We start from the raw sequence: 11,252 nt of genomic DNA, 5'->3' as shown, positions 1-11,252 counted from the left end.
GCGGTGACCCGTGAGCGGCGGGGTGCCGTTACGCCGGCAGCGGAGCCCCCGGCGGCTCGGGCGGGACGTCGGGGGCGGGGCGGACGGCGTCGGCCTGCGGTTCTGCGGGGGCGGGGCGGTCGGTGGGGCCGGGGGCGGCGTCGGGTCCGGGTGCCGGGCCGTGGCCGGCGGCGCGGCCTTCCCGGGGCTCGGCGGCGGGTGGCTGGTCGGCGGGCTTGTCGGCGGGCGGGGGCGGGAGGGTCTGGGCGCGCACGTACGCTTCGAGCGCGCGCGAGAGGTCGATAGGCATGGCGAACTCCGGCTTGCCGCTGGCGTGCTGACGTGGGGGGTACGGGCAGCAGGGCAGGCGTCCGCCGTACGCGAACGGGCCGCCCCGCGGGCCCCGTCAGCAGCGCAGTACGGCGTACCGCGTCCGGGCGGCGGCAAGGACCGCCGCCTCCGGGGCGTACGGGCACCACGGGGAGCCGGTCTTCTCGGCGCCCGGCGCCGTCCGGGGCACGGGCCGGACGGCGGCCGCCACGTGGCCGGCCCGGTCGATGTGCCCGGCCTTCGCCGTCCGCGGCCCGCGCCGGGCAAGGGCGGGCGCCGGGCCGGTGTCCTCGCCGGGGGCCGCCTCGCCCGCGGCTCCGGCCGCCCCGGCCGCCCCGGCCGCCCCGGGGGCGGCGGAGGACGTGGAGTAGCCGTCCGCGGCGCTCGCGCGCTCGGCGGCTCCGCCGGGCACCAGCAGCACCCCGAGGAGCAGCGCGAGCACGGCGCGCAGGGCGAGCCCGCGGACGAGCGCGGCACGGACGATCACGACTTCAGGTAACCACGGTGCTACGTTCCGTACAGTCCATCCTGAGGGTGATGTTCCGCGCGCCGCCGCGCCCTCCACCCGGCGCCCGCGCCGCCCGCCCGGCCCCCGCACGCGCGGCGCACGCCCGCGCCCCGTGCGTACGCGACAAGGCACCCCCGCGCCCCGGCCACGGGGGTGCCTTACGCTCGCGCTGGCCGCGCTGGCCGCGCTGGCCGCGCTGGCCGCGCTGGCCGCGCTGGCCGCGCTGGCCGCGCTGGCCGCGCTGGCCGCGCTGGCCGCGCTGGCCGCGCTGGCCGCGCTGGCCGCGACGGCCGCGACGGCCGCGACGGCCGCGACGGCCGCGACGGCCGCGACGGCCGCGACGGCCGCGACGGCCGCGACGGCCGCGACGGCCGCGACGGCCGGGCCGCGACGGCCGCGACGGCCGCGACGGCCGCGACGGCCTATGTGTGTTCCCTCGTGCTCCCCCGGGCCCCGCCGCCCCCGCCCGCGGGCGGGGGCGGCGGGGCCTCGCGGAACGCCGCCGCGAACTCCGCGACCTCCCGCCGCCCGTCCGCCGTCCGCCACAGCAGCGCCAGCTCGCACGGCGCCAGTCCCCGTACCGGCACCGACACCACGTCCGGACGCGGGTACAGCCGGGCGTTGCCCTCCGCCAGCAGCACCACGCCCAGGCCCGCGCCCACCGCCTCGAACACCTCCTCCGGCGCCGACGCCTCCAGCGCCACCACCGGCTCCCGCCCGCCCCGCTCCGCCGTCCCCAGCCAGAAGTCGCGCAGCACGCCCGCTGACCGCGGCAGCGCCACGAACGGCTCGTCGAGCAGTTCCGCGAAGTCCACCGCCGTCCGGCCCGCGAACCGGTGGCCCAGCGGCAGCGCCACCCAGCGCTCCTCCCGGGCGAGGACCTTCGCCGTCAGCTCCGTGCCCACGCCCGGCACCGGCAGCCAGCAGAACGCCGCGTCGGCGCCCCCGCCGGCCAGCCCCGCCGTGGGGTCCTCCCAGTTGACCAGCCGCAGCGAGATCCGCCAGCCCCGCTCCCGGAACCGGCCCAGCACCTCCCGTTGCAGGTCACGGCCGACCGCCGTCTGCATGCCCACCGCCAGCGACTCCGCGGGACCGGCCGTGCGCGCGGCCCGTACCGCCTCCGCCCAGCCCGCCGTCAGCTCCCGCACCGCCGGCAGCAGCGCCGCGCCCTGCGGGGTGAGCGCGATCGTGCGCGCCCGCCGCTCGAAGAGGGGGAAGCCGAGCTGCCGCTCCAGCGCCCGGATCTGCTTGGAGAGCGCGGGCTGCGAGACGTACAGCCGCTCGGCGGCGCGGGTGAAGCTCAGCTCCTCCGCGACCGCCGCGAAGTAGCGCAGATCGCGAACGTGGGCGTCCATAACCACCCGTTATAGCCATAGGTCTTGGACGCCGCCACGCAATTCCGCGGAGGCTGCGGGCATGACCACAGCTTCGAACCCCGTCCCCTCCCGCACCCTCGGCGCCCTGGAGTCCCCGGCCATCGGCTACGGCGCGATGGTGCTCTCGCCCGGCGTCTACGGCGAGACCGACGACGACCGCGGCGTCGCCGCGCTGCACGCCGCCCTCGACGCGGGTGCCACGCACGTCGACAGCTCCGACGGCTACGGGCCCGACGGGCACAACGAGCGCCTGATCGGCCGGGCGCTGCGCGGGCGGCGCGACGAGGTGGTGGTGGCCACGAAGTTCGGGCTGACCCTGCCCGAGGGCGTCGAGGGCCGCGCGCATCCCGTCAGCTACGCCTTCGGCAACCTCACCGTCAACGCCGAGCCGCGGTACGTGCGCGGCTACGCCGAGCGCTCGCTGCGCAACCTGGACACGGACCGGATCGACCTGTACTACGTGCACTTCCCCGACCCGGCGGTGCCGATCGAGGACACGGTGGGCGCGATGGCCGAGCTGGTCGCCGAGGGCAAGGTGCGCCACCTGGGCCTGTCCAACGTCACCGCGGACCAGTTGCGCCGCGCGCACGCCGTGCACCCGGTCGCGGCGGTGCAGGCGCAGTGGTCGATGTGGACGCCGGTCGACCCGGAACTGCACGCGGCGGCGCGCGAGCTGGGCGTGGGCGTCGTCGCCTGGGGGCCGCTGGGTACGGGCTTCCTCACCGGCTCCGTGACGGACGTCGCGGAGGGCGACTTCCGGCGCAACATCGGCGCCTTCGACGCGGCGAACCTCAAGGCCAACCACGACCGCTTCGCGCCGCTGCGCGCGGTGGCCGCCGACGTGGGGCTGACCCCGGGGCAGCTCGCGCTGGCGTGGCTGCTGCACCAGGACGACCACGTCGTGCCCATCCCCGGCAGCCGGACGCCGGCGCACATCGAGGAGAACATGGCGGCGGCGCACGTCGAGCTGCACCCCGACACCCTGGCACGGATCGACAAGGTCCTCGCCGGGCTGGCCCCGGAGGGCGGTGCGCGGCTGCTGGGCGCGTAGCACCCGCCGCGGGCCGTACGCCGACCGCCCGCCCGCTGCCCGACCGCCGACCGCCCCGCTGCCCGCCCGGCGACCGCCCCGCCGACCGCCCGCCGACCGCCGCGGGTGCGGGCCGCGGTCGCCGGGACCGGAGCGGCGGCGGGTGCCGGGCGGCGGTCGGGGACAATGCTCCCCATGACCACCCCTGACACCGGGCACCGCTCCGGCTTCGCCTGCTTCGTCGGCCGGCCCAACGCCGGCAAGTCGACCCTGACCAACGCGCTGGTCGGCCAGAAGGTGGCCATCACCTCCAGCCGGCCGCAGACGACCCGGCACACCGTGCGCGGCATCGTCCACCGCCCCGACGCGCAGCTCGTGCTCGTCGACACCCCCGGCTACCACAAGCCGCGCACGCTGCTCGGCCAGCGGCTCAACGACGCGGTGCGCGCCACCTGGGCGGAGGTCGACGTGATCGGCTTCTGCGCGCCGGCGAACGAGAAGATCGGCCCGGGGGACCGGTACATCGCCGGCGAGCTGGCCGCCCTGCGGCGTACCCCGAAGGTCGCCGTCGTCACCAAGACCGATCTGGCCGACTCCGACACGGTCGCCGCGCAGCTCGTGGCCGTGGACCGGATGGCGAAGGACCTGGGCTTCGAGTGGGCGGAGGTGGTGCCGGTCTCGGCGGTCGAGGGCAAGCAGGTCGGCCTCCTCGCGGACCTGCTGGTGCCGCTGCTGCCGGAGGGCCCGGAGCTGTACCCGGACGGGGAGCTGACCGACGAGCCGGAGCAGGTGATGGTCGCCGAGCTGATCCGGGAGGCGGCCCTGGAGGGCGTACGGGACGAGCTGCCGCACTCGATCGCGGTGGTGGTCGACGAGATGGAGCCGCGCGAGGACCGCCCGGCGGACCGGCCGCTGCTGGACATCCACGCCAACCTGTTCATCGAGCGCGACAGCCAGAAGGGCATCGTCATCGGGCCGAAGGGCAAGCGGCTGAAGGAGATCGGCACCAAGGCCCGCGGGCACATCGAGGCGCTGCTGGGCATGCCGGTGTACCTCGACATCCACGTGAAGGTCGCCAAGGACTGGCAGCGGGACCCGAAGAAGCTGCGCCGGCTGGGCTTCTGAGCCCCGAGGAGCTTGAGGGGCCCGAGGGGCCCGCGGAGTACGGCGGGCGGGGGGCGGCCGCGGGGGCGCGTGGAGGCGCGCGGGTCCCGCGCGCCCCTTATGGCGGCGTGCGCGTTATGACGGCGTGCGCGCGGACGTCAGCAGCCGCTCGACATCCGAGGCGGGCAGCAGCAGCGCGTCGCCGACGACGACGAGGGTCTCCCACTCCGGCGGCGTGTACGCCCCGTCCGCGAGTGCGATGCGCGCGCCGCTCAGCAGGATCGACTCCCGCCCGACGGGCACCAGGTGCGGCGCCAGCGGCGCCAGCGTCTCGCGCAGCTCCGCCTCGAAGTTCCGCTGCTCCGGCGGGAGGTCGGCGCAGAGTTCCGGCATCCGCCCCGAGTCGGCCTCGATGGCGGCCAGCAGCGTCAGCAACTGCTCCTCGGTGCAGTCGTCGTAGCCCGCGGTGCGCACGGCGGTGACGGCGGCGCAGCGGACGGCGGAGGAGGAGGTGCCGCCGGCGTGCAGGACGGCGAGGGCGACGGCGTGGGTGGCGTCGCGCAGCAGCAGCGCGAAGCGCGTCGAGGTGGGCTCCGCCAGGGACGTGAGGCCGAAGTGGCCGCCGCAGTCGGCGCATTCGACGACGGGCCCCGCGGCGCCGCGCGGCAGCACGGGTACGCCGAGGACGGTGAACCGCCGTCTGCCGCTGCGCCGGCGGTAGTTGCGGTCGCCGCCGCAGCCGGGGCAGAAGAACTCACCGTCCGACTCGGTGTGCCAGGACGTCCGCACGCCGGCGAACCGGCGGAGGATATGCGTCACGTCGACCTCCATCACGCTTCGGCAACGCTGCCGCGCTGACGTGATGCTAACCACACCGGCCGACATCGTCAGCCCTCGTACACGTCAAGGCGGCGCGAACGAGCCGCGCCCCGCGCCCCGTCCGCGGTCGGACGGCGCGCGGGGCGCTCGGCGCTCCGGGGGTGCTGCGGGAGTGCCGCGGGTGCCGCGGCGGTCAGCGGGCGGCGCGGTTGACCGCGGAGACGACGGCCTTCAGCGACGCGCGCGTGGTGTTGGCGTCGATGCCGATGCCCCACAGCACCTTGCCGTCGACGGCGACCTCGATGTACGAGGCGGCCTGCGCGCTGGCGCCCTCGCTCATCGTGTGCTCCTGGTAGTCCAGGAGCCGCGCGTCGATGCCGATGCCCTGGAGGGCGTGGAAGAACGCGGAGATGGGGCCGTTGCCGGTGCCGACGAGGGTGGTCTCGGCGCCGTCGACGTCGGCCTGGACGGTGAGGGTGTCGACGCCGTCGCGGTCGGTGGTGGTCTGCCCGCCGCGGAGCTGGATGCGGCCCCAGGCGTTGCCGGGGTTGGGCAGGTACTCGTCGCGGAAGACGTCCCAGATCTGCGCGGGGGTGACCTCGCCGCCCTCGGCGTCGGTCTTGGTCTGGATGATGCGGGAGAACTCCACCTGCATGCGCCGCGGCAGGTCGAGGCTGTGGTCGTGCTGGAGCACGTACGCCACGCCGCCCTTGCCTGACTGGGAGTTGACGCGGATGACGGCCTCGTAGGAGCGGCCCACGTCCTTGGGGTCGATGGGCAGGTACGGCACCGCCCACTCCAGCTCCTCGACGGGCTTGCCGGCCTGCGCGGCCCTGGCCTCCATCGCCTCGAAGCCCTTCTTGATGGCGTCCTGGTGGGAGCCGGAGAAGGCGGTGTAGACGAGGTCGCCGACGTAGGGGTGGCGGGGGTGGACGCCCATCTGGTTGCAGTACTCGTAGGTGCGCCGGATCTCGTCGATCCCGGAGAAGTCGATCATCGGGTCGACGCCCTGCGAGAAGAGGTTCATACCCAGGGTGACCAGGTCGACGTTGCCGGTCCGCTCGCCCTGCCCGAAGAGGCAGCCCTCGACGCGGTCGGCGCCCGCCATGAGCGCCAGCTCGGCGGCGGCGACGGCGGTGCCGCGGTCGTTGTGCGGGTGGACGGAGAGGCAGACGTGCTCGCGGCGGGACAGATTCCGCGACATCCACTCGAAGCGGTCGGCGTGCGTGGAGGGCGTGGAGCGCTCGACGGTGGCCGGCAGGTTGAGGATGATCTCGCGGCCGTCCTCGGGCTGCCAGACGTCCATGACGCCCTCGCAGACCTCCAGCGCGAAGTCCAGCTCGGTGTCGGTGAAGATCTCCGGGCTGTACTGGTAGCCGAAGGTGGTGCGGTCGTCGAGCAGCTTCTCGGCGTACTCCACGACCAGCCGGGTGCCGTCGACGGCGATCTGCTTCACCGCGTCGCGCGAGCCGCGGAAGACGACCTCGCGCCAGACGGGCGCGGTGGCGTTGTACAGGTGGACGGTGGCGCGGCGGGCGCCCTTCAGCGACGCCACGGTGCGCTCGATCAGCTCTTCGCGGGCCTGGGTGAGGACGGAGATCGTCACGTCCTCGGGGATGGCGCCGTCCTCGATGATGGAGCGGACGAAGTCGAAGTCGGTCTGCCCGGAGGAGGGGAAGCCGACCTCGATCTCCTTGTAGCCCATGCGTACCAGGAGGTCGAACATGGCGCGTTTCCGCGCCGGCGACATGGGGTCGATCAGGGCCTGGTTGCCGTCGCGCAGGTCGGTGGAGAGCCACCGGGGCGCGTGGGTGATGCGGTTGCCGGGCCAGGTGCGGTCGGGGATGTCGACGGCGTCGTACGGGCGGTAGCGGTGCACGGGCATGCCGGAGGGCTGCTGGCGTACGGTGGCGGCGGTGACGGGCGTACCGCGGCCGACGGTGTTACCGGGACGGTCCATGGTGGCGTGGGCTCCTTCGCGCGAGCTGGTCGTCGACCGACGGGTGGCAGCACCGGACTCCGCGGGGAGGGGGTCGGTCTACGACAGCAGACCCTCGCCGCGGCGGCTAAGAAGAAGCAGCCCGTAACGCACGATGCCGACCAATGTAGCCCAGCCGCGGCGGCGCCGGCCGATCAGTATCACGATGCGAGACCCCGCGCCGGGCCCGCGGTGGGCCCCGCCACCCGAAATCGCGAAGAATTCGCTGCGGGGAGTGACAAGTCGATTACTCAGTGACACATTGCAGGGATGGACGCATCCTCACGTACCCCCGTGTTCTGCACGATCGTGCCGCCCCACATGCTGGACAAGCTGGCCCGTACGGACGACGCGGCGCTGTCGGCCCGCGCCCGCCGCACCCTGGAGCGCGACGCGCTCCAGCGCACCCGCCGCCGCATCACCACCGTCCGCCGCGCGGCCGCCGCGCCGGCCGCGCGCCGGGCGGCGGACGACGCGAAGCCGAAGCGGACGATCTACGACGCCGGGCAGACCCAGGACCTGCCGGGGACGGAAGTCCGCAAGGAGGGCGGGGCGGCGGTCGACGACGCCACCGTCAACCGCGCCTACGACGGCCTCGGCGCCACCTTCGACCTGTTCCTCAGCGGCTTCGCCCGCGACTCCATCGACGGCGCCGGGCTGCCGCTGAACGCCACCGTCCACTACGGCGAGGACTACGGCAACGCCTTCTGGGACGGCGAGCAGATGGTCTTCGGCGACGGCGACGGCGAGGTGTTCCTCGACTTCACCCTCGCCGTCGACGTCATCGGCCACGAGCTGACGCACGGCGTCACGCAGTACACCGCGAACCTGGAGTACTTCGGCCAGTCCGGGGCGCTCAACGAGTCGGTCTCCGACGTCTTCGGCTCCCTCATCAAGCAGTACGTCAAGGGCCAGAGCGCCGCCGACGCCGACTGGCTCATCGGCGCCGAGCTGCTCGCCCCCGGGGTGTCCGGCGAGGCGCTGCGCTCGATGAAGGCCCCGGGCACCGCCTACGACGACGACGTCCTCGGCAAGGACCCGCAGCCGGCGACGATGGCCGACTACGTCGACACCTCCACCGACAACGGCGGCGTCCACATCAACTCCGGCATCCCCAACCACGCCTTCTACCTGCTGGCCACCGAACTCGGCGGCAACGCCTGGGAGCGCGCCGGCCGCATCTGGTACGACGTGCTGACCGGCGGCGCCCTCACCACCACCGCCGACTTCGCCGCGTTCGCCGCCGCCACCGTCGCCGCCGCCGAGGCCCGCTACGGCGACGGCGCGGAGCGCACCGCGGTGCTCTCGGCGTGGTCGCAGGTCGGGGTGGACGCCGACGCGGAGGCCACCGTGCCGCGGCAGACCCCGGCCCGGGAGGGTGCGGCGCCGCAGGCGGGGTAGGCGTGGGGGCATGCGCATCACCGTCACCCGCACCGGGGGCTTCGCGGGCCTGACCCGCGAGGCCACCCTGGATACGGCCGGCCGCGCGGACGCGGCCGGCCTGGAGGCGCTGGCAGGACGGGCGCTCGCGGAGGGCAGCGTGGCCCCGCCCGCGGGCGTGCCGGACGGCTTCGCGTACCGGCTCACGGCCGGCGGCCGCACCGTGCACTTCGCCGACCCCAAGCTGACCGACGCGCAGCGCGCGCTCGTACGGACGGTGCTGAAGGAGGGCGGGTGAGTACTCCCCGGGGTACTCCCCGGGAAGCAGCGGTGGCCGGAGGCCACCCCGTGCAGTAGGCGAGGTCTCGCACCCGGGAGCGAAGCCCCGTGCCGGATCTCCGGGGGAAGCTGGGCGCAGTCCAGTTGCCTCCCCGGAGGGAGAGCCCGCCATGGGCGCCGTATCCGCACCACCGAAAGCGCCGCCAGGCCCCGCGACGAGACCGGGGCGCCGCCGGCTGCCCTGGGTCGTGCTCGGCCTGTGGGTCGCGATCCTCGCCCTGGCCATGCCGTTCGGCAGCAAGCTCGGCGACGTCAGCCGCGACCGCGCCGTCGACTACCTGCCCGGCAGCGCCGACTCCACGCAGGTGTCGCGGACCGCCGGGGAGATGCCCGGCGGCGACACCCTCGACGGCATCCTCGTCTACCAGCGCGACGGCGGCATCACCGCCGCCGACCGCGAACTGGCCGCCGGGCACGCCGGCGCCGTCGCCGACCGGTTCGAGCTGGCGAAGGACGGCACGCCGCGGGCCGTGCCCGCCGAGGACGGCAGCACGCTGATGCTGCCGTTCTCCGTCGTCGGACTGCCGGACGAGGATGCCCAAACGGCGGCCGTCGAGGAGATCCGCGAGGAGATCGTCGCGGATCCCCCCGAGGGCCTGTCCGTCGAACTCGGCGGCCCCGCCGGCATCCAGGCCGACTCCGAGGCGGTCTACGAAGAGGTCGACGGCACCCTCATGTACGCCACGGCGGGCATCGTGACGATCCTGCTCATCCTCACCTACCGCAGCCCGTTCCTCTGGCTGCTGCCGCTGGTCTGCGTCGGCGTCGCGTCGATGAGTGCCATGGCCCTCGTCTACGGCCTCGTCCAGGCGTTCGGCCTGACGGTCAACTCGATGAGTTCCGCGGTGATGACGGTGCTCATCTTCGGCGCGGGCACCGACTACGCGCTGCTGCTCGTCGCCCGGTACCGCGAGGAACTGCGCCGCACCACCGACCCGCAGGAGGCGATGCTGACGGCCGTACGCAACTGCGGCCCGGCGATCCTCGCCTCCTCCGGTACGGTCGCGGCGGGCCTGATCTGCCTGCTGGCCGCGGACCTCAACTCCAGCGCGGGCCTCGGCCCGGTCGGCGCGGTCGGCGTGGTGTGCGCGCTGGCGGTGATGACGACGCTGCTGCCGGCGCTGATGGTCCTCTTCGGCCGCCGCGTCTTCTGGCCGCTGGTCCCCGCCTACGGCAGCGAGCCCAAGCGGCGCGGCTTCTTCGACCGGATGGGCTCCTCGGTGGGCCGCCGCCCGGCGGCGATCCTCCTGGGCGGCGTGGTGCTGCTGGGCGCGCTGGCGCTCGGCGCGTTCAACCTGCCGGGCAACCTCAAGCAGGAGGACGCCTTCACCGACAAGCCCGAGTCGATCACCGCGATGGAGAAGCTGAAGGACGCCTATCCCGAGCAGAGCGCCCAGGCCATCGTCGTCGTCGCCGAGGACGCGCGGGCGGACGCGGCGCTGTCGGCGGCGCAGGGCGTCGAGGGCGTCGCCTCCGCGGAGATGGCGCGCTCCGGCAACGGGTACAGCGAGATCACCGTCTACGCCGCCGACCCGCCGCAGTCCGCGGGGGAGGACCGCACGATCGCCGGCCTCCGCGCCGAACTGGGCGCCCTCGACGGCGCCGATGCCCTGGTCGGCGGGCCCAGCGCCGAAGCACTGGACCTGGCGGAGGCCAACTCCGGCGACCGCAAGCTCGTCATCCCCCTCACCCTGGCCGCCGTCCTGGTCATCCTCATCGTCCTGCTGCGCAGCCTGGTGGCGCCGCTGGTGCTGACCGTCGCCGTGGTGGCGTCGTGGGGCGCGGCGATGGGCATCGGCGGCCTCATCTTCGAGCCGGTCATGGGCTATCCGGGCATCGGCGGCGAACTGGCGCTGCTGACCTTCGTCTTCGGTGTGGCGCTCGGCGTCGACTACGGCATCTTCCTGCTGCACCGGATGCGCGAGGAGGCCACCAACGGCGCCGGCACCCGCACCGCGGCGCTCACGGCGCTGCGCCGCACCGGCGGCGTGATCGCCTCGGCGGGCCTGGTGCTGGCGGCGACGTTCGCGGCGCTGGCGACGATGCCGATGGTGATGATGTTCGAGCTGGGCTTCGTCGTCGCGGTCGGCGTGCTGCTGGACACGTTCCTGGTGCGCACCTACCTGGTGACGTCCGCGAGCTGGCTGCTGGGCAAGAAGATCTGGTGGCCGGGGCCGCTGTCGAAGCGGGAGGAGGCGCCGCCGCCCGCTCCCGGGGAGCAGCGGGAGCCGGAACCGGCGGGCGCGGCGCGTTAGCATCCCCGCCGCGGCCGTACGCACCGTACGGCCCCCGCCCAGGCCGGGCGGCGGTCCAGCGGGACCGCCGCCCGGCCGGGACCTGTCCGTTTCCGCGCCCCGCGGGCGTGCGGGAACGGCCCGCCCGTACCGAGAGTTCCGCCTGTGGAGCCGT

10 protein-coding genes are annotated in these 11,252 nt (G+C 74.8%); 5 read left to right on the top strand and 5 right to left on the bottom strand.

The genetic code is table 11. The annotated features are described in order from the left end of the window. Window positions 1–28: 28 nt before the first annotated feature. The 3 genes from DMB38_RS09345 to DMB38_RS09330 form a co-directional block, all read right to left on the bottom strand. Window positions 29–289 carry a hypothetical protein gene (locus DMB38_RS09345; protein WP_125934780.1) on the bottom strand — a complete coding sequence of 87 codons (261 nt, stop codon included), beginning with the start codon at window positions 287–289 and terminating at the stop codon, window positions 29–31. 96 nt (window positions 290–385) lie between these two features. Continuing rightward, window positions 386–796, bottom strand: coding sequence for a hypothetical protein (locus tag DMB38_RS09340; protein ID WP_125934779.1), 411 nt, complete (start codon window positions 794–796; stop codon window positions 386–388). A gap of 443 nt (window positions 797–1,239) precedes the next feature. Continuing rightward, window positions 1,240–2,172 carry a LysR substrate-binding domain-containing protein gene (locus tag DMB38_RS09330; protein ID WP_125934778.1) on the bottom strand — a complete coding sequence of 311 codons (933 nt, stop codon included), beginning with the start codon at window positions 2,170–2,172 and terminating at the stop codon, window positions 1,240–1,242. A gap of 61 nt (window positions 2,173–2,233) precedes the next feature. Here DMB38_RS09330 and DMB38_RS09325 point away from each other — a divergent pair, with 61 nt between their 5' ends. Together DMB38_RS09325 and era are read left to right on the top strand one after the other, a co-directional pair. Then, entirely contained in the window at window positions 2,234–3,244 is a 1,011-nt protein-coding gene (locus tag DMB38_RS09325) for an aldo/keto reductase (RefSeq protein WP_125934777.1), read from the top strand. 174 nt (window positions 3,245–3,418) lie between these two features. After that, complete coding sequence (era, locus tag DMB38_RS09320) at window positions 3,419–4,348, top strand: GTPase Era (RefSeq protein WP_047019898.1); 930 nt, start codon at window positions 3,419–3,421, stop codon at window positions 4,346–4,348. A 114-nt stretch (window positions 4,349–4,462) separates the two neighbouring features. On the opposite strand, the gene DMB38_RS09315 is transcribed toward era, so the two are convergent. Both DMB38_RS09315 and leuA read right to left on the bottom strand, forming a co-directional pair. Further along, complete coding sequence (locus tag DMB38_RS09315; RefSeq protein ID WP_047015731.1) at window positions 4,463–5,158, bottom strand: hypothetical protein; 696 nt, start codon at window positions 5,156–5,158, stop codon at window positions 4,463–4,465. Between the two features lie 181 nt (window positions 5,159–5,339). Next, window positions 5,340–7,106, bottom strand: a complete 1,767-nt coding sequence (gene leuA / locus DMB38_RS09310) for a 2-isopropylmalate synthase (protein ID WP_125934776.1) — start codon at window positions 7,104–7,106, stop codon at window positions 5,340–5,342. A gap of 288 nt (window positions 7,107–7,394) precedes the next feature. Here leuA and DMB38_RS09305 point away from each other — a divergent pair, with 288 nt between their 5' ends. From DMB38_RS09305 to DMB38_RS09295, 3 genes are all read left to right on the top strand, one after another. Beyond that, window positions 7,395–8,525, top strand: coding sequence for a M4 family metallopeptidase (locus DMB38_RS09305; RefSeq protein WP_125934775.1), 1,131 nt, complete (start codon window positions 7,395–7,397; stop codon window positions 8,523–8,525). A gap of 10 nt (window positions 8,526–8,535) precedes the next feature. After that, window positions 8,536–8,802, top strand: coding sequence for a protealysin inhibitor emfourin (locus tag DMB38_RS09300; protein WP_125934774.1), 267 nt, complete (start codon window positions 8,536–8,538; stop codon window positions 8,800–8,802). Window positions 8,803–9,031: 229 nt separating this feature from the next. Then, a complete protein-coding gene (locus tag DMB38_RS09295) occupies window positions 9,032–11,098 on the top strand; it encodes an MMPL family transporter (RefSeq protein WP_125938914.1) in 2,067 nt (688 codons plus the stop codon). The last annotated feature ends 154 nt before the right edge of the window (window positions 11,099–11,252 follow it).

The sequence above is a fragment of the Streptomyces sp. WAC 06738 genome, from assembly GCF_003945505.1.
GTDB lineage: Bacteria > Actinomycetota > Actinomycetes > Streptomycetales > Streptomycetaceae > Streptomyces.
The sequence above is the reverse complement of the archived record's forward strand: the minus strand, read 5'-3'. Positions and strand labels throughout refer to the sequence as shown.